Source organism: Planktothrix pseudagardhii, from assembly GCF_904830925.1.
Taxonomy (GTDB): domain Bacteria; phylum Cyanobacteriota; class Cyanobacteriia; order Cyanobacteriales; family Microcoleaceae; genus Planktothrix; species Planktothrix tepida.
The window spans coordinates 6292897-6319320 of record NZ_LR882967.1 but is presented as its reverse complement, the minus strand read 5'-3'; the positions used below and the strand labels follow the sequence as shown (position 1 = coordinate 6319320).

At 39.3% G+C, this 26424-nt stretch carries 19 protein-coding genes and 1 pseudogene; 5 read left to right on the top strand and 15 right to left on the bottom strand.

The window, feature by feature from the left end; translation table 11 throughout:
• Positions 1-10 precede the first annotated feature (10 nt).
• From NMK36_RS27420 to NMK36_RS27370, 11 genes and pseudogenes are all read right to left on the bottom strand, one after another.
• Complete coding sequence (locus NMK36_RS27420) at positions 11-433, bottom strand: ubiquinol-cytochrome c reductase iron-sulfur subunit (protein ID WP_254175086.1); 423 nt, start codon at positions 431-433, stop codon at positions 11-13.
• Between the two features lie 47 nt (positions 434-480).
• On the bottom strand, positions 481-2733 hold the full coding sequence (locus tag NMK36_RS27415; RefSeq protein ID WP_254175085.1) for a bifunctional diguanylate cyclase/phosphodiesterase: 2253 nt from the start codon (positions 2731-2733) through the stop codon (positions 481-483).
• Positions 2734-2889: 156 nt separating this feature from the next.
• Positions 2890-5481, bottom strand: a complete 2592-nt coding sequence (locus NMK36_RS27410) for a response regulator (RefSeq protein WP_254175084.1) — start codon at positions 5479-5481, stop codon at positions 2890-2892.
• A 15-nt stretch (positions 5482-5496) separates the two neighbouring features.
• Positions 5497-6495, bottom strand: a complete 999-nt coding sequence (locus tag NMK36_RS27405) for an ABC transporter substrate-binding protein (protein WP_254175083.1) — start codon at positions 6493-6495, stop codon at positions 5497-5499.
• A gap of 16 nt (positions 6496-6511) precedes the next feature.
• Positions 6512-9697, bottom strand: coding sequence for a GAF domain-containing protein (locus NMK36_RS27400; RefSeq protein WP_254175082.1), 3186 nt, complete (start codon positions 9695-9697; stop codon positions 6512-6514).
• A gap of 147 nt (positions 9698-9844) precedes the next feature.
• Positions 9845-10165 carry a sensor histidine kinase gene (locus NMK36_RS27395; RefSeq protein ID WP_254175081.1) on the bottom strand — a complete coding sequence of 107 codons (321 nt, stop codon included), beginning with the start codon at positions 10163-10165 and terminating at the stop codon, positions 9845-9847.
• Positions 10166-10236: 71 nt separating this feature from the next.
• The gene (locus NMK36_RS27390) at positions 10237-11349 is read right to left on the bottom strand and encodes an IS630 family transposase (RefSeq protein WP_254172743.1); all 1113 of its coding nucleotides are present in this window, start codon (positions 11347-11349) and stop codon (positions 10237-10239) included.
• Between the two features lie 67 nt (positions 11350-11416).
• Positions 11417-12010 (bottom strand): annotated as a pseudogene (locus NMK36_RS27385) (response regulator); the annotation flags it as partial.
• A gap of 6 nt (positions 12011-12016) precedes the next feature.
• Positions 12017-13273 carry a bifunctional phosphopantothenoylcysteine decarboxylase/phosphopantothenate--cysteine ligase CoaBC gene (coaBC, locus tag NMK36_RS27380; protein ID WP_072717623.1) on the bottom strand — a complete coding sequence of 419 codons (1257 nt, stop codon included), beginning with the start codon at positions 13271-13273 and terminating at the stop codon, positions 12017-12019.
• A 38-nt stretch (positions 13274-13311) separates the two neighbouring features.
• Positions 13312-13527: a protein IsiD gene (isiD, locus tag NMK36_RS27375; protein ID WP_072717624.1), complete on the bottom strand. Its 216-nt coding sequence runs from the start codon at positions 13525-13527 to the stop codon at positions 13312-13314.
• Positions 13528-13624: 97 nt separating this feature from the next.
• Complete coding sequence (locus tag NMK36_RS27370) at positions 13625-14239, bottom strand: alpha/beta hydrolase (protein WP_072717625.1); 615 nt, start codon at positions 14237-14239, stop codon at positions 13625-13627.
• 621 nt (positions 14240-14860) lie between these two features.
• Here NMK36_RS27370 and NMK36_RS27365 point away from each other — a divergent pair.
• The 3 genes from NMK36_RS27365 (at position 14861) to NMK36_RS27355 (ending at position 17748) form a co-directional block, all read left to right on the top strand.
• The gene (locus tag NMK36_RS27365; protein ID WP_254175079.1) at positions 14861-16363 is read left to right on the top strand and encodes an arylsulfatase; all 1503 of its coding nucleotides are present in this window, start codon (positions 14861-14863) and stop codon (positions 16361-16363) included.
• Positions 16364-16572: 209 nt separating this feature from the next.
• On the top strand, positions 16573-17052 hold the full coding sequence (locus NMK36_RS27360; protein WP_254175078.1) for a hypothetical protein: 480 nt from the start codon (positions 16573-16575) through the stop codon (positions 17050-17052).
• Positions 17053-17055: 3 nt separating this feature from the next.
• Entirely contained in the window at positions 17056-17748 is a 693-nt protein-coding gene (locus NMK36_RS27355; RefSeq protein WP_083579878.1) for a GUN4 domain-containing protein, read from the top strand.
• A 436-nt stretch (positions 17749-18184) separates the two neighbouring features.
• Here the strand turns inward: NMK36_RS27355 and NMK36_RS27350 are convergent, their stop codons facing one another.
• Both NMK36_RS27350 and NMK36_RS27345 read right to left on the bottom strand, forming a co-directional pair.
• On the bottom strand, positions 18185-19474 hold the full coding sequence (locus NMK36_RS27350) for a Glu/Leu/Phe/Val family dehydrogenase (RefSeq protein WP_072717628.1): 1290 nt from the start codon (positions 19472-19474) through the stop codon (positions 18185-18187).
• Between the two features lie 276 nt (positions 19475-19750).
• Positions 19751-20551, bottom strand: a complete 801-nt coding sequence (locus NMK36_RS27345; RefSeq protein ID WP_302184710.1) for a GGDEF domain-containing protein — start codon at positions 20549-20551, stop codon at positions 19751-19753.
• Positions 20552-20615: 64 nt separating this feature from the next.
• On the opposite strand from NMK36_RS27345, the gene NMK36_RS27340 reads away from it, so the two are divergent.
• Positions 20616-21673 (top strand): IS630 family transposase gene (locus NMK36_RS27340; RefSeq protein WP_254172945.1). Its coding sequence is split into 2 segments (ribosomal slippage): positions 20616-21008 and positions 21011-21673, totalling 1056 coding nucleotides; the frame shifts between segments, so codons are not numbered across the junction.
• A 31-nt stretch (positions 21674-21704) separates the two neighbouring features.
• Here NMK36_RS27340 and NMK36_RS27335 read toward each other — a convergent pair.
• Together NMK36_RS27335 and NMK36_RS27330 are read right to left on the bottom strand one after the other, a co-directional pair.
• Complete coding sequence (locus NMK36_RS27335; protein ID WP_254175076.1) at positions 21705-22736, bottom strand: GAF domain-containing protein; 1032 nt, start codon at positions 22734-22736, stop codon at positions 21705-21707.
• A gap of 339 nt (positions 22737-23075) precedes the next feature.
• Positions 23076-23468, bottom strand: coding sequence for a winged helix-turn-helix transcriptional regulator (locus tag NMK36_RS27330; RefSeq protein WP_072717629.1), 393 nt, complete (start codon positions 23466-23468; stop codon positions 23076-23078).
• 374 nt (positions 23469-23842) lie between these two features.
• Here NMK36_RS27330 and ppsA point away from each other — a divergent pair, with 374 nt between their 5' ends.
• Complete coding sequence (gene ppsA / locus NMK36_RS27325; protein ID WP_254175075.1) at positions 23843-26272, top strand: phosphoenolpyruvate synthase; 2430 nt, start codon at positions 23843-23845, stop codon at positions 26270-26272.
• Positions 26273-26424 lie beyond the last annotated feature (152 nt).

Here is a 26424-nt window from a genome sequence, read left to right as displayed (position 1 = left end):
TTTTACTACCTTAACTCGGTTTGACTAAAATTAGATTTCCTTCTACTTTAGCAATATAAGGTTTTAATCCTTGATGAGCAGGGCCTTTCATCAGTTGACCGTTTGCTGTAAATTGAGAACCGTGACAAGGACATAGAAATTCTTCTTTATTTCCTTTCCATTTCACAACACAACCTGCATGGGGACAAGTGGGATTAACGGCAAAAATATCTTGTGAGTTTTTCTGATTATGAATGATTAAAGCGGGAATTTTAGAATTAAAAATAGAGCCTTTTTCATTTAGTTCTTGCAGGGTTCCTACCGGGATAAAACCATCAGGACGAGTGGAGGGATTAGCAGCAGTTGTTGGCTTAGAACAGATAGCTAAAACCAAAGGAAAAAAACTGGCTAAACTTCCTACACTAACCCAAGCTAAAAAAGTTCTACGGTTCATATAGTTTCAACGAACTAGCCTGACGATTATTTATTATAACAAAATTTTTATTTATGTAAATATTTAATTTCAATTTCTTGAGCAGATAAAGGTTGAGCGAATAAATAACCTTGACCAAATTTGCAACCTAATTCTCGTAACCATCGCATTTGTTGTCCTGTCTCAATCCCTTCAGCGACAATAGCTAAACCGAGATGATGACCTAAATCAATAATGGTACTTACAACTTGATAATTACGGTTTTCTTCCTGCATCTGACTGACAAAAGAAGAATCAATTTTTAAATAATCTACAGGAAAACGATGAAGATAATTAAGAGACGAATATCCTGTGCCAAAATCATCAATACTAATTTCAAGATTTCGCAACTTAATTTCTGTTAATAAATCAATAGTTTTATTGATATTTTCAATGAGCATACTTTCTGTAATCTCTAAAGTGAGTTCCTGACCCTCTAAACCCGTTTCCATTAAAATATGATCAATTTCTTCGATTAAATTAATTTTGCGAAAATCCTGAGCAGAAAGGTTAATACTCATTTTCAGGGGTAGGTAATGAGGAAATTTTATCTTCCAGGTTGCTAGTTGTTGACAAGCTGTAAATAATACCCAACTATCAATCATGATAATTAAACCAGTTTCTTCAGCTAAGGGTATAAATTCTATGGGTGAAATAAAACCGCGAGTTGGATGTTGCCAGCGTACTAATGCTTCAAATCCAATTAAACGATGATTAGAAAGATTAATAATTGGCTGATAATAGACTAAAAATTGTTGTTGTTCAATCGCTCTACGAAGGTCATTTTCTAAATGGAGTCGTTTGATGGCAACCGCGTGCATTTCTCGATCAAAAATTTCATATCGGGCTTTCCCTTGATTTTTAGCACGATACATGGCAATATCGGCATCGCGTAGCAGATCTGAATCTCGAATATAGTCTTTTGTACCCAACACAATCCCAATACTTGTGCTAACATAAATTTCTCTCTCTTCGATGATTAAGGGTGAAGTTAATGTTTTAAAAATACGCTCCGTTACTCGAATTGCTTCTTGAATATCTTTGATTTCATCTAACAGAATTACAAACTCATCACCGCCGATTCTAGCTACAAGATCGATTGATCGCACAATTGACTGAAGCTTATGGGCTGTAGCAATCAATAACTGATCCCCTACTAAATGTCCCAAACTATCATTAATTACTTTAAATCGGTCGAGATCAAGAAATAAAACCGCAAAACGATAACCTTCAAAATTGCGGATGCGGTTAATGCCTAATTTGAGTCGTTCCATCAATAGATTACGATTGGGTAAACCTGTTAGGGCATCGTGTAGTGCTTCATATTTGAAACGCTCTTGAACTAAAATTCGTTCTGTGACATCCCTAGAAGTGGTTTGGATTTGAACGACCTTACCCGCTTCATTTAAAATCGGTTTCGTTAACGTTTCTAACCAAATATAATTACCCGATTTCTGACGAATACGATAGGTTATAGAAATATCATTTTTACCTAAAATTACAGCGCGAAATTCTTCAACAATGCGATCGCGGTCATCAGGATGGAATAAAATATAGGGATCTTTTCCGATTAATTCATTATAACCATAGCCTAGTAAAGATTCGCAAGAAGGACTCAGGTAGAGATAACGACGATCTTGATCATGAAGACAGACTAAATCGTTAATATTTTCTGCTAATAAGCGATAGCGTTGCTCACTTTCTCGAAGGGCTTGTTCGGCGCGTAAGGCGACAATTCCAAAACTCAGGCTATCAGTCAATTGTGTTAATAATTCTACTTCTTTGGGGTTAAAAGCATAAGCTTCGGCTGAGTAAATATTTAAAGTACCAAATACTTCACCATTATTATTAAATAGAGGAAGCACTAAAGATGACTGATAGCCTCGTTGTTGTGCGGCTTCGCGCCAGGGGGCAAAATTGGGGTCATTCAGCATATTTTGACAAGCTACCGGATGTCCAGAACGAATCACCCGTCCTGTGGGGCCCCTACCTCTCTCGGTATCCGCCCAGGTAATATTAACATTTTCTAAGTAATCGGCTTCATAGCCCGCCCAAGCCATCGCTTTGACACTTTTAGCCTCATCATGGCAAACGTAAGCCACCCAAGCCATGCGATAGGCTGCTTCTTGGGTAATTAACTGACAAAGGGTTTGTAGGAGAGTGATTTCATCAGTAGCGCGAATGACGGCTTGAGTACAAGCACTTAATACCGCCAACGCTCGGTTAACAACCTGAAAATCTAACTTCTGTTGTTGCACTTCTGCTTCTGTTTCGTTTTTCAATCCGATACCCTCCTATATTTTCCTTAATAGGTTGTAATCATTTAAAATCGATATGAAACAGCTAGAAGTATTACCCCTGTTACCAGTTAACCAGTTTCCTTTGGAGCAGAAATTGGGGATACAAATCAAATAGGATTGCTACAGAGGGGAAATTGATTAGTTTTTCTCTTTGGCTAATATTTCTTGAATTGTACTTGTGAGTTGACTCAGTTTAACAGGTTTAGCCAGATAGTCATTAGCACCTGCTTCTAAGCATTTTTCTTGATCTTTTGTCGTTGCTAAGGCAGTGAGAGCAATAATGGGAAGGGTTGCTAATCGGTGATCGCTATCCTCACGAATCTGTTTAATTGCTTCTAAACCATTCATAATTGGCATCTGAATATCCATTAAAATTAAATCTGGACTCTGAGATTTAACTAGATTAATCGCTTCTTGACCATTTTTTGCTAAGATAACTTGGTATCCTTTTGCCTTCAGATAACGAGAAATCGTAATAATATTAGCTTCATTATCTTCTGCCAACAGAATCACAGGTGATGTTTCTAAGACTTGAGTTATGGGATTTTTTCCCCCATCTAAATTTGATGATTGGGGGCTAGAAGATTTAGGCATTTGGGACGGCAACTGTTGATAAGGTAAACGGAAGCTAAAACAACTACCGACACCAACTGTACTCTTAACTTCTAGTTGACCACCATGCATTTCCACAATTCGTTTCACCAGCACCAGTCCTAAACCTGTACCCGCATATTGACGATTTAAAGCACTATCAATTTGCACAAAGGGTTTAAAAAGTTTATCCTGATTTTCAGAAGTAATCCCAATCCCATTATCGCTGACGGCAAAACAAATAGAGGGACGACGGAAAGCAGTTTCCGTTGAAGATTCAACTTGAACTGTTAAGGAGACTCTACCCCCTTTGGGAGTGAATTTAACGGCATTATTGAGAAGGTTAATTAAGACTTGGCGAATGCGTCTTTCATCTACAAACAAATCGGGGAGAGCAGGGGGAATTTCCGTTTGAATCTGAAGGCGTTTTTGTCTTGCCTGTTGTTGAATGAATACCAAACTTGATTGGCATAACTCGTTAATGGATGTGGGGGCGAATTCTAGTTCAATTTTTCCTGATTCAATTTTAGCGACATCAAGAATATCATTAATTAATGAGAGCAGATGAGTGCCACTGCTGGCAATGGTTTCTATTGCCTGTTGTTGTTTCTGGTTGATGGGGCCAAAAATTTCTTCTGTTAAGGCTTCGGACATCCCTAAAATAGCATTCAGGGGAGTACGCAATTCATGGCTCATATTAGCCAGAAATTCATCTTTGAGGCGGGTAGCCTGGGCAAGTTGTTCATTAGATATTGCCAATTCTTGATTACTTTTCATTAATTTTGTTTCTGTTCTCTGTTTTTCTATTAATTCTTTTTTGGTCTGATTAAGTAGATATGCTTGTTGAATGCCGATCGATAATTGATTAGAAATTTGTTGTGCAAAATCAATTTCTGACTGTTGCCATTTTCGAGCTTCATAACATTGCTGAATACAAAGTAAACCCCATAATTTTTCCTGAGTAACTAAGGGCATTACTAAATTAGATTGAATTTTAAGTTTCTCTAAAAAATGACGATAACATTGATTCATTGTAATCTCATTAATGTCGTCTAAAATTGAAATTCTACCATAATAATAGTAAATTTGACATTGTTCTGAAAAACAATCTTCGGTAATTTTAATATTCATAATTGAATCCATCCCAACTTTAACAGATTCAGATATAAATTTCCCAGAAGTATTGTTAGATTCAGGATCAAATTGAAAAATTCCAACTCGATCAACGTCGATAAATTCACGAATCTCCTTTGTTGCTGTATGAAAAATAGTTGTTAATTCTAAAGATTGACGAATCCGTTGGGTAATTTCCTTGATTAATATTTCTCTTTCTGTTTGACGTTGTAAAATATCAGCATTTTCTTGAATTTTATTTGCCATGCGATCAAAGGCAACAGAGATTTGCATAAGTTCATCTGAACCTGTTAATTTAGTTCTAGTATTTAAGTATCCTTTTGCTAAACTATTACTAGCATAAACTAATTGAGAAACTCGTCGCGTCAGAGTAAAATCAAAGAAAAACCATAAACCAAAACTAAATATCATTAACCCGCCATTAAAAATAAGCGTTCCCTTTAAAGCAGTATTAAAAGCATATTCTTTCATCAGGCTAAGATCATATTCAATCAAAAGAATGCCTGTCCGAGAAGGTTTGATTTCATTGGGTAAAATCGATGAAATTAAAGGATAAATTGCAATTAGCTTTTTTTTATCTTTAGAAAGTAGTATTTTTCCTGCCTGTTTTTCGCGTACAGAGGCGAAATTAGACAGATAAGCAGCAGCTATTGTCTGGGAGGTGGGATTTCCTTTAAGTTCATAATGATTTGATAAATAAATTATATTGTTTTCATCTATTTTTGCCACTAGAGTGATATTTATATCACTGCCAAGCTGACTAATAATCGTAGTTTCTGCATAGTCAATATACTCACGATTTTGAGTATCTATGCGTTCTAAATAATCTAATATTCTGGCTGTTTGTCCAGCATAAATTCTCAGATAGTTTTTGGCATTTGTTCTTTGCGTATTGTAGCTTTCAACAACCTGTCGATTAAACAATGTAATTCCTGAGAAGGTACAGTAAGCTATTAAAATGGCTGGAATTGAAAATTTTAGGGGGAGGGGAAAACGTTTCATCATAATCACTTGTGGAGTTTATAATTTTGCGTTTTTAATAAACTGATCATCTAAAATTTTAGTCAGATCAATGGCTTGGGGTAATAATTTTTTTTCTAGCATAATATTCATCAATTTTTTCAGTCCATTGACAAAGGCGGGATCAGAGGAATTGAATAATTTTTGATTTTGTTCTAAGTTGAATTGATTCATACCTTTAAAGGCATTCAACATTGCATCTGGTGTTACTCCTGTCCGTTTAGCGATTTTAGTTGCTGCTTCTTGAGGATTTTCTTCTAAGTATTTTAAGGCGCGAAATCGTCCATTAACTAAAGATTGAATGGTTTGAGGAGAATTAGCGATCGCTTCGGTATTAACAACAATCACATCTAAAATTTCTCCCGGAATCTGGCTACTATCAAACAATACTTTTGCCCCAGCTTCTAATATTTTAGGAACAGCAGGCCCAAAGGTAACGACCGCATCTACTTGTCTCTGTTTATAAGCTCGTTCATGTTCTAATGGCTCTAAAGAAACGATCTCAATATCTTTAACAGACATCGCATTTTTTTCGAGCGCACGAGCAATAAAAAAAGATCCCAAAGCAGTTGGTTCTAGTCCAACTCGTTTCCCTTTTAATGCTTTGATATTGGTGATCTCTGGTCGTCCTAAAATTACATCCGCACCATGAGAAGCATCCATAATCGTAATGATCTTAATATTGTTTTGGGTGCTGGCTATCAATAAAGCTTGATCGATTGATAATCCCGCGCCTTCAATTTCACCATTGCGATACGCTTTAACTTCTTCTGTTCCTGAAGGGTAATCTATCAGTTTGATGGACTGGTTGTCATAATAACCTAGATCCTCAGCTAAATATAAGGTTTCATATCCCGGCCAGAGATTAGTCGCAATCCGTAATGGACTGGATGGTTCTGGGATACAATTAGTCAGGGCGATCGCTAAAATTCCAGTAATCAGACTAAAAGTTAGATATTTTAGATATTTTAGCCATTGTTGTTTTGTTAGTCTTTTCATTGATTCTCCCATTAAGTTAAATAAATTCATTAATACTACCTTTGACGAGAATTTGTTGAATTATAGTGGTGAGTTGATTCAGTTTAACAGGTTTAGTTAAATAACCATTAGCCCCGGCTTCTAAGCATTTTTCTTGATCGCTTTTCATGGCTAAGGCAGTTAGGACAATAATCGGAATCGTTGCCAGTCGGTGATCGCTGTCTTGACGCAGATATTTAATCGCTTCTAAGCCATCCATTCCGGGCATTGAAATATCCATTAAAATTAGGTCAGGACTCTGTGATTTAGCAATATCAATCGCCTCTTGACCATTTCTTGCTAACAGTATTGTATAGCCTTTTGCCTTCAGATAACGAGAAATCGTAATAATATTAGCTTCATGATCTTCTGCCAACAGAATCACAGGTGATGTTTCTAAGACTTGAGTTGTGGGATTTTGGCCCCCATCTAAATTTGATGATTGGGGACTAGAAGATTTAGGAATTGGGGACGGCAACTGTTTATAAGGTAAACGGAAGCTAAAACAACTACCGACACCAACTGTACTCTTAACTTCTAGTTGACCACCGTGCATTTCCACAATTCGTTTCACCAGCACAAGTCCTAAACCTGTACCCGCATATTGACGATTTAAAGCACTATCAATTTGCACAAAAGGTTTAAAAAGTTTATCCTGATTTTCAGGAGTAATCCCAATCCCATTATCGCGCACAGCAAAACAAATAGAGGGACGACCGAAAGCAGTTTCCGTTGAAGATTCAACTTGAACTGTTAAGGATACTCTACCCCCTTTGGGAGTGAATTTAACGGCATTATTGAGGAGGTTAATTAAGACTTGGCGAATGCGTCTTTCATCTACAAACAAATCGGGGAGATCAGGGGGAATTTCCGTTTGAATCTGAAGGCGTTTTTGTATTGCCTGTTGTTGAATGAATACCAAACTTGATTGGCATAACTCGTTAATGGATGTTGGGGCGGATTCTAGTTCAATTTTTCCTGATTCAATTTTAGCGACATCAAGAATATCATTAATTAATGAGAGCAGATGAGTGCCACTGCTGGCAATGGTTTCTATTGCCTGTTGTTGTTTCTCGTTGAGGGAGCCAAAAATTTCTTCTGTTAAGGCTTCGGACATCCCTAAAATAGCATTCAGGGGAGTACGCAATTCATGGCTCATATTAGCTAGAAATTCATCTTTGAGGCGGGTGGCACGGGCAAGTTGTTCATTAGATATTGCCAATTCTTGATTACTTTCAATCAGTTTTTGCTGGCTTATTTTTCTTTCATTGAGTTCTTGTTGCAACTGATCAAATAAACTGACTTGTTGAATAGCGATCGCTAATTGGTTAGCAATTTGTTGCAGAAGTTGGGCTTCAGACTTTTGCCATACTCGTTTTTCTTGGCAAGCATAAACCACTAAAATCCCCCAGAGTTTGCTAATATTTTTAGCATCAATCCAACGATGCTTGTCGTTGTTAATTACTTCTTGCAAAATAGGCGCGACAATTTTGGACTGGATTTGACCTATGATGTTATATTCTATCAGGCAATCTGTCCAGATATCATTCATTACATCGGGGACAATCCGAGGCAGTCCTTGCCAATAGTAATCAAGGATTTCTTGAGACCATACTTCATTTTGCAATTGGAAATTTTTAAGGGTAACGAATTGATCAGATACCAATTCTTCAACAATTTGACTGCTACCGTCGGCAAAAAGCTGAAACACGATGACACGATCACAATCCAGGATGTTTTTGACCTGCTCAGTCACTTTTTCCAAGATCTGATTAATATCCAGAGATTCTCGAATTTGTTGGTTAATGTTGGCTAATACTTGTTGTCGCCGGAGTTGCTGGGCAATCAGCCTTTCAACTTCCTGTCTCACCAATAGTTCACACTGGAGTTGCTGATATAAACTGGCTTGTTGAATGGCGATCGCTAATTGGTTAGCAATTTGCTGGATATATTCAATCTCAGACTGCTGCCAGTGGCGAATTGTTGCACATTGATGAATGCAAAGCAAGCCCCACAAATCATTACCACAGAGCAAAGGGATAATTAGGTTGGCACGAATCTGAAATTGAGCTAAGACCTCAATGTGACAGAGTGACATCCCACTATTATAAATATCACCCACAGCCTGATATTTTCCATTGGCATAAAGGTGGGAATACTTTTCGCCAAAGCAGTGATCATGGATGGGAATTGCCATGACCGAAGGAAATGCTGCTACAACTGATTCAGCGACCATTTCGCCATCATCAAAGTTAGATTCGGGATAAAACTTAAAAATACTGACTCGATCTGCCTCAATCAGTGAGCGGATTTCCTGACAAGCGGTTTGGAAAATGCTTTGAAGGTCTAGAGATTGACGAATTCGTTGGGTAATTTTTCGTAGCAGTTTTTCTCGTTGTACTTGTTGATTTAGGACTTGTTCAGATGCTTTGCGCTTGCTAATATCCGATAAAATTCCCTGAGTGCCAACGATTTTCCCTTGTTTATTTTTAATCGCTGTAGCATTGACTTTTACCCACAGATAATGACCATCTCGGTGCAGATGTCGGAACTCAAGATGGTTCCTTTTTTGGGGATAATCTTTATCCATTATTTCCCGATCATCAGGATGTACGAGATCCAGAAACGATTTACCAATCCATTCACTAGCTTCCCAGCCAAAAAATGTCTCAAATTGGGGTGAAAGATAGATAAATTTACCATCAAGATCACAAGACCAAATTAAATCGCTTGATCCTTCGACTAACCCTCGAAATAGAGCTTCACTCTTGGCTAATTCAGTCTCAATTTCCGGGTGATCGCTAAGATCATGGCAAACACAAATCCATAGCCCCTCATCGGTGATGGTGAGAGATAATTCTTGATCAAAGGTAGAGCCATCTTGACGATTGGCAATCATTTCTCCTTGCCAAAAGCGATCGGATCTTAATCGGGGAAAGATCTCTTTCTCAAATCTTTCTATCTGTTGTTGAGAATACAAAAGCCTCCAAGATTTACCAATTAGGTCTTCAGTTTTTTCGTAACCAAATAGGTTGAGATGAGATGGGTTTACATAGATATAGTTATCTGCTTTGATAATAGCAATACCATCAATCGCAGCATCAAATACTTGTAGTTGTTGTTCAAGAGTTTTTTCTGCTAATTTTAGGGCAGTAATATTAAAGCGAACTCCTAGATAATTCATTGATTGGGTTATTCTCTCTGGTTAATCTGGTTAAAATTGTGTTAATTATAGCAACCGCCAAGGCAGTTAAGATATAGACTGATACCTAGACGGTTAACTTTTTTCCTCCCTGTTCCCTGTTCCCTGTTCCCTGTTCCCTGTTCCCTATTACCTATTTAATGTAATTTCAAAAATTGATCCTTGAGGTTGATTATTATCAACAGTAATTGTGCCACCATGAGCTTCAACAATCATTTTACAAAAAGCTAATCCTAATCCGATTTGAGAAATCCCCGGTATCAGCGTCCCAATTTCATATTTCTCGAAAATACGTTGTTTTAAATCATCAGTTACACCTTTTCCCTCATCAGCAATCTTAATTTTTACTCCGCCATCGAGGAGATATTCGGCACTTACTATAATCTTACTTTCTTCTGGAGAGAACTTAAGGGCATTAGATAGTAAATTATCTAAAACTCGCTGAAACATCGCTTTATCTATGTTGATAGTAATATCAACATCCGGTAACTGGGTGATGATAGCAATAAGCTGTTGTGTATTTAAACTGTGATTATAGCATTACCTTTGTTTTTAAGTTTACGTCCCCATTTAATAGATAACTGTCCTTCATTTAAAAGCTGATGTAATAAACACTCTAGCTCATCAACTGATTTAAAGAGTCGATGAGCTATATATTCTTTAGCTGAATGCCAGACTAATTCAATTAAATTATAATCTGGACTATATGCTGGAAGAAATTCTAAATAGACATTCGGCATTTCTGCTTTAATTTTTTCTAGGTACTCTTCTTTTTTGTGAAAACTTGCATTGTCAAGAATAATCAGGATCTTAGCTCCTTTTTCTACAAATTCTTCTGCTTGATTTCCCGCTAATACCCATTCATAAATTAGCTCTTGATAAAAACTTTTTAACACTTGATAAAAATTATCTGCATTTCCTTTATCCAGAAATTCTACAAATCTTTTTTTATCCGAGTACCTCAATCCTCCCATCACATTAACTCTTCCTTTCCTCCTGTCTCCTCTAATCTGTTTCCTCTTCCCTTTTTTACACCAATTCTTTCTTTTTATCACTCTTAAATTAAATCCACTTTCATCCCAAAACCATACCTGTAATTGTTCTGGACTTTCTTTTGCTATTTTCAAATATTCTTCTATTTTATCTTTAAATAATTTTCTTTTTTCTGGATCTCTTTTCTCTTCTAAGCTATACTTTGCCCACAAATAAACATACTTTTTTTCCTTTAATATCTTTCTCACTTGTGAACTACTTAATTTGATTCCTGTGATTTGTTCTAAATAAGTTGCCAATCTTTCTCCTGTCCATCTCCCAAATTCATATCCTAATTCTTCCGGTTCTTTTTCTACTGTTTCTAATAATATCTCTATATATTTGTCTGTGGCTTTTCTATAATTTCCTTTCATTCTTTCATCTTTTAGGCTTTCTAATTTGTCAGGGTCTCCATGTACACACCAATAACATACTTTGTTTAATGAGCAGCCCAAAAACTTGGCAATTTCACTTTGCTTTTTACCATCATTTAGCAATAATAAAATCAAGATTCTTTCTCGGATTTGTCCATTTTCTTCCTCTTTCAATCTTTTCTGTAGTTTCTCTACTTGCTTTTCATTTAAATGATTTTTAGCAGGCATCTTTTGATTGATTTTTCTAAACTTGGTTTTTCATTATACCCTATTTAGATGCTTAACAGCTTATTCTCGCCATCAGCAATAAATCATTAATTAAGTCTACTAACTTTTCTACTGATGATCTGATATTAACTATTTTATTTTTTCGTTCTTCTTGTTGTGAAAACTTGGGATGAATCAACATCTCCAATCCTAATAAGATACCGCTTAGGGGATTTCTGAGATCATGAACTAACATATTAACCATATCTTCTCGCAATTTAAGTAATATTTGCAGATTGTCGTATTGTTGCTTAATCCGTAGCATTGAATGAACTCTAGCACGAAGTTCCAGACTATTAATGGGTTTGCTGAGGAAGTCATCAGCACCTGTATTCAGACATCGAGCTAGGTCTTCTTTTGCCGTTAATGCTGTCACCATAATAATCGGAATTGACTGCCATTGAGGATTGGCTTTAATCCGAGAACAAACTTCAATTCCATCCATTTCTGGCATCATTACATCTAATAAAATTAGATCGAGTGGTATTATTTCTAGGGATTCGAGAGCTTCTTGTCCACTGGAAGCATAGTGTAACTCATAATTCTGACTGATTAAAAGCGATTCAATCACATCAAAATTACGAGGCTCATCATCAACAACTAAAATAGCAGGCTGATTCATTTGTGATTACTTTATTATAAAATCAAATAATTGATGGGCTAATTGCAACTTACTACAAGCCGCAATTTCTAATTTACGTCCCTGACGACTTAAAAATATAGCTTGATTGGTTTCTTTTCCAAATCCAGCATCGGGTAAATCAATCGGATTTGCAACAATAGCATCTAAATTTTTTTGGTGTAATTTATCTTGAGCAGGCTTCAAAATTTCCCCGGTTTGTGCTGCAAACCCGACTAATTGTTGGTGGGGTTGTTTCATTTTGCCTAATTCTGCTACAATATCAACAATAGGCTTTAATGGCAGTTCTGTGGGTAAAAGATGCTTCGGTAATTTATCCTCACTGTAAATAGCCGGTTTCACATCTCCGACCGCCGCCGCCATCACCGTTAGATCGGCTTGAGGAAATCGTTGTATCATTTCCTCGTACATTTCCTCGCTACTGATCACGGAAACTAACTCCACTTCTGGCAAAGCCGCCAATAATTCCGTACTCATGGGGCCATGAACTAACGTTACCGACGCACCCCGATGAATGGCAGCTTGCGCTAAGGCTAACCCCATTTTACCCGTTGACGGATTCCCAATAAATCTGACCGGATCAAGATGTTCCCTCGTGCCTCCGGCACTAATTAATACTCGTTTTCCGTCTAAATCCCGTTTGCCTTGGGTATGCAATAACGAATCGAGATGAGCTAAAATCTGTTTAGGTTCAGCCATCCGTCCGGCACCTTCAATCAAAGAATAGCCTGTTTTTGTAGCGGGAAGATCACAGGCGAGAATTCCAACCGTCGGGGTAATTCCCTGAAACCGAGGATCAAGTAATAAAGTTTGCCAATTGCGTTGTACGGACACTTGCTTCCACATTTGTCGATTCATCGCCGGGGCGAGTAACACAGGACAGCTAGACGCTAAAACTGTATTGGTCAGTAAATTATCTGCACATCCGGTGGCTAATTTCGCTAAGGTATTTGCCGTCAGTGGTGCAATCAAAAAAACATCCGCCCATTCCCCTAACTGAATATGTAATGGACGTCCGTGAGTCGATTGCCAAAAGTCTTGATCCGTATAAGCCGATTGACGAGAGAGGGTTGCAAAGGTTAAGGGAGTAATAAATTTTTGGGCTGAGTCGGTCAAAATCACCCGAACATCAGCCCCAGCTTTGGCTAAGGTTGAAACAATTTCACAGACTTTATAAGCTGCAATACCTCCACTGATTCCAATTAGAATCCGTTTTTCCAAGGTGGAAGGCGAAATTATTCTCATCTATTAATCCAATTGAAACCTAGAGATTGATTGAATCGTTACGCTTCATCATAGGCTTCAAGATCGAGCAAGTAAACATAAGGTTCCACTAGCTCTGGACGTTGAAACGCAATTGCTCGTAACAAATGCCAATCATTGAGTCCTTCAAAGGGATTATTATAATCATCTCGTTCCAGACGTGCGGCTAATTGTGCCACATCATCAGCCGTGAGAAGCGAAATTTGTTGAGGTGAGGATCGAGTCAAGGTTTCCATGAGTTACACCTCCCGTGAATTGCATTTGTTTTGAGCCTGATAAGCAGGGTAGTCATCAATTGATTTCCCCATTTCTATACTAAGGGCATTTGGGGAATTATGGCATACAATTCATTACAAAACTTCTTATTAACCCTAAAACCTCTGGCCGAATTTCGTGACCCATATTAAATTCTTGATATTCAACCTGAGCACCTAACTGTTGAAAGACATTCCGCGCTTGCTGGGCGGCTTCTACTGGAACAACCGGATCTTGTTTTCCATGAACGATCAACACCGGAGATAAAGGATGATCTAACGGTTCGGGGGAAAAATGTAAATAACCACTTAAACTAATTAAACCCGCTAAGGGAAAATAACGCCCCATATCCAAAGCCATTGCTCCCCCTTGGGAAAATCCGCCTAATATTGTTTTGGATAGGGGAACCCCGGTACTTGCTTCTAAGGATTCTAGCCATTCCTTGACTTGGTTTTGAGTTTCGGTCAATCCCTTATATTCAGGAGTTTCCAAAGCATACCACGCTCGTCCTAGGGGAGCTTGGGGATGGGGAAAGGGGGCTTGGGGAAAAATAAATTGATATTCAGGCAAACGCAGCATTGGAGCTAGAGAAGTCAGATCTTCGGCATTAGCACCCCAACCGTGCAGGATCACGATTAACCCATGAGGCGGTTTTCTGGTTTCCGGTGGAATGGAGATAAACTTTAAAGCCATAATTGTAAGGGGTTTTTAACATTCATGGTTTATAAAATAACATGAGAGATTGAAAACTCAGTCTAAGATCAAATTAAACAGAAATTGGACAAATCACCTGCAATCATTTCTATTCCTTGAAATTCTTATTTTTGATAAAGTGATATTAGGTTTTTGTCAAGATCTGTCGCTGATTATCTAATATTATCAAAAATATATCGTCAATGAATTCAGAAATTTTAAAAAAACTAAAAAAATCACTTAGTAACTGGCAAAGTAAACTGGCTCCGAATATTCCCCAAATCGTAAGCATTGAACTTAATTGAGTGCTCGCTAATTCCCTTTAAATTTGCCTTGAATTAGTTGGGTTGCTGTCAAGTTCCAGGTTTTAAAACCCTCTATCCATTCATCGAAATCCTCAAATAATTGATGCACACAAAAAGAATTGAGTTTTTCCTTGATAGAGGCTGTATTCGGAGTAATCATAGAATATTTATTGTTGTTATACAGATTTTTTGATTGTGTCAATATATTAAGATTGCAAATTTCGTATAACATGATTTCTCAAATCCTACGATAATCATACAATCCCTGGAAAAATTAGGTATTTATCTCTTTTTTTACTTTTAGGAGGCATTAAAAATGACGGATAAAAAACCGAACATTGTCGTTATTTGGGGGGATGATATTGGTCAATCTAACCTCAGTTGTTATAGTCACGGTTTGATGGGCTATAAAACCCCGAATATCGATCGCATTGCCAAAGAGGGGATGCTATTTACTGACTCCTACGCCGAGCAGAGTTGTACCGCAGGACGCTCGGCATTCATTACAGGTCAATGTGTTTTTCGCACAGGTTTAAGCAAAGTCGGAATGCCGGGAGCCGACCTGGGGATGCGTTCTGAAGATCCGACTATTGCCGAACTCCTGAAACCCTTGGGTTACGCCACCGGACAATTTGGCAAAAACCACCTGGGGGACAAAGACGAAATGCTACCCACCAACCACGGCTTCGATGAGTTTTTCGGGAATCTGTATCACCTCAACGCAGAAGAAGAACCGGAATTACGAGACTATCCTCCCGCCGCAGACTTTCCCAACTTCAAGAAAAATTTTGGCCCACGAGGGGTACTTGACTGTAAAGCCAACCCCGATGGAACCCAAACCATTGTCGATACTGGCGCTCTGACGAAAAAGCGGATGGAAACCATTGATGATGAAGTCCTAGCCAAAGCTAAGGATTTTATTGACCGCCAGGTAAAGGCAGGTATTCCCTTCTTCCTCTGGTTTAATACGACCCATATGCACTTCCGTACCCATGCCAAGCCTGAGAGTTTAGGGCAGTCTGGACGCTGGCAGTCAGAATACCACGACGTTATGATTGACCACGACAAGTGCGTTGGGGAACTGCTCAATTATCTGGATGCCCTTGGGATTACCGATAATACATTTGTGATGTATAGCACCGATAATGGCCCCCACATGAACTCCTGGCCTGATGCGGGAATGACACCGTTTCGGAGTGAAAAAAATACGAACTGGGAAGGAGCCTTCCGTGTCCCTAAGTTGGTACGCTGGCCCGGTGTGATTAAGCCCGGTAGTGTCTCGAATGAAATTGTGAGTCATCTGGACTGGTTGCCAACTTTTTTGGCGATCGCAGGTGATCCAAATATTAAAGAAAAACTGCTCACAGGCCACCAGGCGGGAGATAAAACCTTCAAGGTGCATCTGGATGGCTATAACCTAGTGCCTTATCTCAAAGGCGAGGTGGAAAAAAGCCCACGAGTCGAATACTTTTACTTTAGCGATGATGGCGACCTGATGGCATTGCGCTTTGACCACTGGAAGACGGTTTTCATGGAACAACGGGTAAAAGGCACTTGCCAAATCTGGGCCGAACCCTTTGTCGTGTTGCGAGTTCCGAAACTGTTCAATCTCCGCACCGATCCCTATGAGCGTGCCGATATTACTTCAAATACCTATTGGGATTGGATGTTTGATCACATTCCTTTAGTATTGGCAGCCCAGCCAGTCGTTGCCAAATTTATCGCCACCTTCCAAGAGTTTCCCCCACGTCAAAAAGCAGCCAGTTTTACTGTTGATCAGGTGATGGAGAAAATTACCTCTGGTATTGCGAGTCGTTAATTAACTTGAAGGGAAGGTGATTTATTATTTTTAATAAGTACCTTTCCCTGCTCTAAAAAACTTACCCCAATCTAACTAAACTTGTTAATTCAACGTGAGTTCGATGGTTGTGTTGATAGTGTACCGTTAACCCAACGGATGGCTGAGTTAGAACGGCAAATAAAGGAACTGAGAGATTTAGTTAAGAAATAACTTTATTAATAAAAAAAATGAGCGATCGCCAACGGTTACAAGATTTAGAAAGAAACCTGGAAATTCTCTATGAAAAATTGGGAGAGTTTGAGCAGGAGTTGATTATCACTGCACACGCTCCTACAAAATTTGAACTCAGACAGCGAATTAAGCGTGAGATTTCCCCCAGTATCCGACGCTATGAAACCGAATATTGGGAGCTTTACCCCCAAGAAGCCATTCTAATTTTTGATGAAGAAGCGGCAACCCAATTAGTGAGGGTAGAGCAGGCTGTTGAAGCCATTGAGCGTATCCCGCAGGCTGAGTATCCTGATAAACTCATGGAACTATTAGAAGACATCCGCACTAAGTTAGACGAAGGAGATAAAGCAGCATCTGCCAAGTTAAAAGTCGCACTGCCTTTAATTCCACTCCTTGCATCTTATGAATTAGAGATGGATACAGAAGCGTTTATGTACAAAGTTTGGAAGTCAATTAAGGCTAAGATACGGAGATAAGAAATGTCTGAGGAGAGGTTAAAGCAAGCGCTTAGAAATTGGCAAGATAAGCTGGCTCATTTTGAGTATGAATTGTCCTATACAGCTAGTGCAGAAAAGAAGTTTGAGTTAAGGAAATGTATTGAAGAATGCGATACAGCGATTCAAAGATTAAAAACTACAATCTCTGATTTAGAGCAGGAGCAACAAAAGCAACAGTTAAACTCACCAAATATTCCCCAAATCGTAAAAATTGAACTTAAAAGTGAAAAGGGTGTTGACTACTCTCAACTGCGTGACCTTTTAGCATCAGGAAAGTGGAGAGAAGCAGACGAGGAAACGGCACGAGTAATGTATCTCGCTGCGGGAAGGCAGAAAGAAGGATGGCTGCGAGTAGAAGATATTGATAACTTTCCCTGTGAGGATTTACGCACCATTAACCAACTTTGGCTGCATTACAGTAACGGTAAGTTTGGTTTCAGTGTTCAGAAGGAAATTTACCAAAGTCTGGGAGGTACAAGAGAGTATAATGAGGAGGTCTGGAAAAAGTTTTGCGATCGCGTGGGTTGGCGCGAGAAAGGAGAGTGGTTGAGTTATAAAGACCTAACTTTTGATCCAGTGGAAGCCCGGAGTGGCTACCTCCCGTTTTGCCCGGTAGAGGGGGGGTTTTTGGATTTTGGTAATCTCTTCTCTCGCGCAGAGACTTGTAACCTGTAGGATATAAGAACTCCAGGCTTTTTGTCAAGCTTATTTTTGAGTCTTTTTTTACACAAACATCGGCTTTTTCCTAACTCAATACCTAGCACGGGGCATATCGAGAAAGCAAGGGTTTCCAGTGATGAACTAGCAGCCAGGTTAACCCATTGCTTTGTTCAATCTTCAAGAGTCATTAAAAAATTGCATAGCCACTTTCGGGTCATAGCAATTGGCTAAGACAAACTTTTCAGCAACATCTCGAATTTCATCCTTTGTAGGTTCCCAATCATCCCCCAATTGTTGCTAAAATTTGAGCAATCTTCGCCGAAACAAAAATCATTTTTTTCGATAATAAAAATTGTCTAATAGTCTCCTGTAGAGACGTGCCATGGCGCGTCTCTACAAGGGTTTAGGGTAATAATCTCTAGCACCGATTTAAGGATGGAATATTAGTTGCTTACGGATATAAACCCCGATCCATTAACGCTTGAGCAACACGACCCACGCCTAAAGTATAGGCTGCTAATCGCATAGAAACCCCGCGTAATTTGGCTCGTTCACTCACACGAGAATAAGCTTGTACCATCAGGTTTTCCATTTCATGATTCACCCGTTCTTCATCCCAGAAGACAAAGGATTGACCTTGCACCCATTCCAAATAACTCACAACCACGCCACCAGCGTTCGCTAAAATATCGGGTAAAACGATAATTCCTCGTGCTTCTAACATTTGATCGGCTAATAATGTAATCGGTGCGTTAGCCGCTTCAGCAATCATTTTCGCTTGAATTTGATTAGCATTGTCTTCGGTAATTTGATCTTCCATTGCCGCCGGAACCAACACATCACAAGCTAATGTTAATAATTCAGCATTTGTAATGGGTTCACTATCGGGAAATCCCGCTATACTATGATTGTTGTGGGCAGCGTAGGCTTGCAGGGCTGGAATATCTAAGCCATTTTCCGAATAGATCCCGCCAGATACATTGGAAACTGCTAAGACCGTCGCGCCTGCTTCATAAAACAATTGAGCCGCCGCCGCACCGACTTTCCCGAAGCCTTGAATTACAATTGCTACACCTTCAAGGGTTTTGCCCATTTCGGCTAAGGCTTCCCGCACGGTAATCATCACACCCCGTCCGGTTGCCATATCTCGTCCTTTTGAACCGCCCACAGATAACGGTTTCCCGGTCACAACCCCTAGCACCGCCCGCCCCATATTCATTGAATAAGTATCCATGATCCAGGCCATTTCACGCGAAGAGGTTCCCACGTCGGGGGCTGGAATATCGGTTTCTGGCCCAATATCTTTGATCAGTTCACTGGCATAACGACGAGTGATCCGTTCCAACTCACTTAAACTATATTGATGCGGATCAAAACCAATCCCACCTTTTGCCCCTCCGTAGGGAATGCCCATTAAGGCACATTTCCAGGTCATTAACATGGCTAAGGCGGAGAGTTCTCCCAAGTTCACGGAGGGATGATAGCGTAAACCGCCTTTATAGGGGCCAAGGACATCACAGTGTTGGACTCGATGTCCTGCTAACACCTCGACTTTGCCATTATCGAGTTTGACGGGAATGGAAACAGTCACAACTTTGCGGGGTTGTTGTAACACCACCAGGATATTGTCATCAAGATTTAATTCAACCGCCGCTTGTCCCAAATAGCTACAAGTCCGATCATAGGGGCAAATATAAGCCGGAGTCGGTGCCGGATTCATTCTGACAGGAGAGGATACCATTTGCAGACCTCCATCAGTAATCGCTGAATTTGTCTTCTATCTGTAGCCTAACCTGTGATCCCGAAGAAAAGGTTAAATTTGTAATAATTGTTACAGAATTTTACGTTTATGAGTGATATTGGAGGGAATGGGGAATTACGAATTACGAATTACGAATTACGAATTACGAATTACGAATTACGAACAGGGAATAGCTGATGACGGTTGACTGATAACTGATAACTGATGACTGGTACAGACGCGCCATGGCACGTCTCTACTGATGACTGATAACTGTTAACTGATAACTGATAAGGGTGCCACCCAGGAAACCCATTGATCTCGTCCTTGTTTTTTGGCACTGTAGAGAGCTTGATCGGCTTCGGTGATTAAGTCTTGGGGAAGTTGATGGGAGTTGGGAATTTGACTGGCGATGCCTAAACTGATAGTAACAATAGATTTCCCGTTAGGAGTATTGGCATGGGGAATCATTAAGTTTCTAACTGTAGATTGAATTTTGTCGGCGACACGATAGGCTTGATCGGGATGAGTATTCGGTAAAATAATCGCAAATTCTTCTCCGCCATACCGAGCTAAAAGATCCGTTGAGCGTAGGATTTTTTGAACCGATCGGGCAATATTAATTAAGCATTGATCTCCGATGGGATGCCCATAAAAATCGTTAAAAAGTTTAAAATAATCAACATCAAATAAAATTAACGTTAAATAGTGATTCTTCTCTTGAGCAGCTTTCCAATTCCGATTAAAAATGATATCAAAATAACGACGATTAGCAATCCCAGTTAATCCATCTCTACGAGCCAGTTTTTCTAATTTTAAATTGGCGGTTTTCAGATCTTGCAGGGTTTGGCTTAATTTCTCGGCTTGGGAACGAGTTTGGGCTAATAAATCCGAGTGGCTAAGGGCAATACTAAACTGGGCTGCTAATTGTTCTACAAATTGAAGTTCATTGTTTGTCCATTCACGGTGGCGATCGCATTCATGAATACACAGCAATCCCCAAAGGATTTGACCATTCATTAAGGGGGCAACAATTTGAGCTTTAATTTGAAATTGTTCTAATAAGTAGGTAGGCAGGAAGAAACGAAAGTATGTAAAGATAAATGAAGAGAGAGAAGAAATCTACCGAGGTCATGAAAATATGGGTGCTCGTTTAAGGGTATTTCTAACTCGTGAGCAAGACAAAACCCTGTTCAAGCTCAGAACAGCAGATGTGCCACAGAAAGTTAAAGACCGAGCCGAAGTGATTCGATTAAACTCACAAGGTTGGTACGTGGAAAAAATAGCAGCTTATTTTAATTGGACAGCACAGACAGTTAGAGAAGTGTTGCACAAATGGGAAAAGTTAGGACTAGAAGGGTTATGGGAAAAACCCGGTCGCGGGGGAAAAGCCAAGTGGAAAGAAGAGGACTTAGTATTTTTAGAAGAATGTCTCAGAAGAGAACCCCGGACATACAACTCTGAGCAATTAGCCCAAAAATTAGAACAAGAACGGTCAGTTAAATTGAGTCCCGATAGATTAAGACGGGTGCTCAAAAAAAGGGGGTGAATTGGAAGCGAGCCAGAAACAGCCACAAAGGAAAGCAAGACCCGATAGTCCGCGCGCAGAAACAGGCGGATTTAGAAATGTTGGAATTATCAGCCGCCACCGGAGAAATTGACTTAAAGTATTTAGATGAATCGGGTTTTTGTCTGTGGAGTGAACCGGGGTATACCTATTATTTTAGAGGGGAACAAAAACGTTTAGAACAAACTCGTCGTCGGGGTCGAAGATTAAGCATTATTGGGTTTTTGCAACAGCAAATCAGTTTTGTTTACGGCTTGGTGATTGGAGGTGTCAATCGCCAGTGTTATATCCAAATGATGGAACAAGAAGCAGCAGAGGCTGAAAAAGCCGGACGGATGAGAGTCATTGTCCAAGATAATAGCCCCATACATCAATGCCATGAAGTCAAAAAACTCTGGCCAAAATGGGAAAGTATGGGTTTGTATATTTTCTATTTGCCTAAATATTGTTCGGAAATGAATCCGATTGAATTAGAGTGGCAACATCTCAAAAAAGATGAACTATCAGGACAAACATTTGAGGATGAATTAGACCTGGCCTATGCGGTAATGAATGGTATTCAAGCTAGGGGAGAAAGAGGAAACTACAGCACACAACGGATGAAATTTCACTCGCAGCAACAACCCAGTTAACTTTTCGTTACATACTTGTCGATTTTCTCGCCTACCTACTTAATTGAAGATGGCAATCTTTCAGATTTGCTTCATAAATATTATTTAAAACTTGCATTCGACCTTTTTGATAATCCATCGCATATTTTTCTCCAAAACATCGATCATAAATTGGATGGGCTAATGCAGAATCATAGACCGGTAAAACGCTTTCAGAAACAAATTGACCTAAGCAATAATTGGATTCAGGATTAAAGCGGAAGACTCCTACCCGGTCAGCATTCAGGGCTTTGAGAACTTCTCTAGCAGTGGTTTTAAATAAAATATCTAAATCTAAAGATTCCCGAATGGTTGAAATGACGCTTAATAGAATTTGTTGTTGTTCACTGGTTTTTTCTAAATCTTTGGCTTTTTGTTGCGTCTGAGCTAATAATTCAGCTTGCTGAACTGCAAATCCTAAGTGAGTTGCAACTTGAGCTAAAAATTCCACTTCTGAATCGTGCCATTCACGAGGTTTAGAATGTTGATACGCAGCCAAAACCCCCCAAAGTTTGTGTTGGGTAAAAATCGGAGCCGTTGCATAGGCTCGAATTCCAAACTGGAGTAAAACATCAACATGACATTGAGATAATCCAGCTTCAAGAACATCAGCAACCACTAAAGTTTGATTTTCCCGATATCGCCCCCCCTGGTTCTCCTGAAGATAACTATCAATCCAAACGGTATTTTTGCCTAACTTTTCTTCATCAATCCAACCGGATTCAGCAAATTCAAAGTCACTGACAAATTCTCCGCCCCAATCTTCATGGAAACGATAAACAGCAACTCGTTCTGCTCCTAAGAGTTTACAAGTTTCTTTAGTTGTAGTGCGAAAAACATAATCGATATCTAAAGAAGCTCGAATTTTACTAAGCACTCGATAAAGAGCATTCTGCTGTTGCTTCATCTGCTCATTCTTAATGGTTTCTACTTGGAGTTTAGCTTCTAACTCATCCAGGCTTGGTAATCCCAATAACCGATAACTCCAATTCAGGAAGGGACGCAGGATTGTCGCCAAGCCAAATAATTTTTTTTTATACAACATTAGCAAAGCATTCTGTTCAAGAATTTCGATTCTTTTAAGTCTTCAATATACCGCAGAAGCTTACACCCTATCTGATGATTTTTTGATCACATTTCCATTGTAAAACTCAAGGAATTCTATTGAGAGTATACAGACCGGGGAAAGTTTAGTCCTTATGGGGTCAGTTGTCCTGAAGTCAAAAAACCGAAACCCGCATCCTGTCTAGGATTTCAAGCCTGATCTAATATCAACAATCCTCTAAAAAGGGCGTTCGATGTTAGTTCTCAAATCCATTTCAGCGCGGGTTATGCACAGGAATTGGGACTCTGTGAATCAGGGTTTATTTCCCCTAAACTCTCTTTAGAGCGTAAGTTCCAATGGACAAACACAATGACTGTCTTTTAACCATTGTTCTCCGACTTGCTTTAAAGCTACTAAAACAGGTTGAAGTTCTAATCCCTTCTCCGTCAGAGAATATTCTACACGGGGGGGAATTTCAGCATAAACGGTGCGGTGGATTAACCCATGTTTTTCCAACTCCCGCAACCGAACCGTTAGGGTTTTGGTACTAATACCGGGTAACGCCTCTAACAGTTCATGGGTGCGTTGGTTTCCGCGAAACAACTCTCGTAGGATAGAGATTGACCATTTTGTTCCGATTAATTCCAGAATAAACTCAATCGGACACATCATGTCTAGGCATTGGTTACTATTCCACACTTCTGGGGTTTTGTAACATTCCTTAACTTTCATTCGCGCCTCCTAAAAAAACTTAATGTTTTTTAAAATATCTCTCAGAAGCCGATCTGTCGCCATTCTTTCCATTAGGTAACTAAGACTATTTTACCAAGAGGGATGTCGATTTCCAACAGACGCAATAAGATAAAAGTAGGATTAATTAAACGTCGAGTATTCACTCAGCCACCTAAACTCAATCCAATTTAAACTAAATTGAACTCGACGCTTAAACATTAGGGATCAACCATTTACGATTTTAGAGAAAACACTAAATCTGTCTGAAGGTAGATAGAAATAGCCTTTTCTCTCAACAGACTTATTTTGCAATAAAAGTACATAATCACTATCTAAGGATTAGGTAGTTAGTTTGATTTGGAGTTATTTAAACCATGTTAAAAACCTTACCCTTTAAACCCTTATCTCAATATAAAGAACAAGCCTTAATTCTCTGGTTTGATCAAGTCGGAATTGAGGATGTTGGTTTAGTTGGCGGAAAAAATGCCTCCCTAGGAGAGATGATTCAACAGTTACAACCTAAAGGAATTAACGTTCCTCAAGGGTTTGCTATTACTGCTTATGCTTATTGGTATTTCATTACCTATGCCAATTTAGAACAACAACTCAAACAATTATTTGCGGGTTTAGATGTAGAAGATATTAAAAATCTTCGTCTTCGCGGTCAACAAGCGCGATCGCTGATTTTAAATACTCTATTTCCACCCAAATTAGAAGGCGAAATTGTAGCCGCTTATCAAAAACTTTGCGATCGCTATGGTCAAAATACCGATGTCGCCGTGCGTTCCTCCGCCACGGCTGAAGACTTACCCGATGCCAGTTTTGCAGGTCAACAAGAAACCTACTTAAATATTAAAGGAGCCAAAGCCGTCTTAGATGCAACTCGCTATTGTTTTGCCTCTATTTTTACCGATCGCGCTATTTCCTATCGTACCTTAAAAGGGTTTGATCATTTTAATATTGCCCTCTCCGTTGGTATTCAAAAAATGGTACGTTCCGACTTAGCGACATCGGGGGTAATGTTCTCCATTGATACCGAAACTGGATTTAAAAATGCTGCCTTAATTACAGCAGCTTACGGGTTAGGAGAAAACGTTGTTCAAGGTGCAGTAAACCCCGATGAATATCTGGTGTTTAAACCCACATTACGGGAAGAATTTAAACCGATTTTAGAAAAACGCTTAGGCACAAAAGCGGTTAAAATGGTGTATGAACTGGGACAAAAAACTAAAAATATAGAAGTCCCGATTTCTGAACAGAAAAAATTTGCTCTTTCTGACGAAGAAATTCTAAAATTAGCCCAATGGACAGTGATGATAGAAGATCACTATTCCCAAGTCCGACAATGCTATTCACCGATGGATATTGAATGGGCAAAAGATGGCTTAAATGGAGAGTTATTTATTGTCCAAGCTCGTCCAGAAACAGTACAATCTCAAAAAACCGGACGGGTTTTACAACATTATAAATTACAAGGCAAAGGTCGAGTATTATTTACAGGTCGGGCTGTAGGTGATAAAATTGGGCAAGGAAAAGCTCGTGTCATGACCAGTGTTAAAAATATGGATCAGTTTCAAGCGGGAGATGTATTAGTCACCCATAAAACTGACCCCGACTGGGAACCCATTATGAAGAAAGCCAGTGCTATTATTACCAACTCTGGAGGCAGAACTTGTCATGCGGCGATTATTGCACGGGAGTTAGGAATTCCCGCCATTGTGGGTTGTGTCAATGCAACAGAAGTGTTAAATACGGGAGATAAAATTACGGTTTCCTGTGCCGAAGGAGAAGCCGGAAAAGTTTATCAAGGGTTAGTTCCATTTATTGTTCAAGAAACCGTATTAGACCATCTTCCTAAAACCCAAACTAAAATGATGATGAATGTGGGAAACCCGGAAGAAGCGTTTAAATTGTCTGCTATTCCCAATGATGGTGTCGGGTTAGCGCGGTTAGAATTTATTATTGCGAATCACATCCAAACTCACCCCTTAGCGTTAATTTATTTTGATCAATTACAAGATGAAACGGTTAAACAACAAATCGCCCAATTAACGGAACATTATGATCATAAACCGGATTTCTTTGTTGATAAACTAGCTCATGGAATCAGTATGATTGCAGCGGCATTTTATCCGAATCCTGTGCTCGTGCGGATGAGTGATTTTAAAAGTAATGAATACGCGAATTTGTTGGGGGGTCAACAATTTGAACCGCAGGAAGAAAATCCGATGATCGGTTGGCGGGGTGCATCCCGATATTATGATCCGAAATATCGAGAAGCATTTGCGTTAGAATGTCAAGCTTTAAAACGGGTGAGAACTGAAATGGGATTAGCCAATGTTATCCCGATGATTCCCTTTTGTCGGACACCGGAAGAAGGACAAAAAGTGTTAGCAGAAATGGCAAAACATGGGTTAGTTCGCGGAGAAAATGGTTTACAAGTCTATGTGATGTGTGAATTACCCAGTAATGTTTTAATGGCGGATGAGTTTTGTCAAGTGTTTGATGGCTTCTCGATTGGATCAAATGATTTAACCCAATTAATGTTAGGATTAGATCGAGATTCGGCGTTAGTGGCTCCTATTTTTGACGAACGAGATGAAGCCGTAAAACGCATGATTGAAATGGCGATCGCAACGGTTAAAGCTTACAATCGTAAGATTGGAATTTGTGGTCAAGCTCCGAGTGATTATCCTGAATTTGCACGTTTCTTAGTGGAATTAGGAATAGATTCCATTAGTTTAAATCCAGATTCGGTGTTGAGGACAACTTTGGATATTGCTGAGATGGAAGAATCCCGCTAGGGAATGAAAAAATTGAAAAGTGGTGTAAGTTTAACGACTGCTTTAGTGAATTCAACCTAAAGCAGTCTTTTCTCAATTGTAGAGTGCGTAAGCCCAGCGCACGCACCAAAACAACCCTATTTTTAAGTTAAATTATAGAAAGGATCAATCCT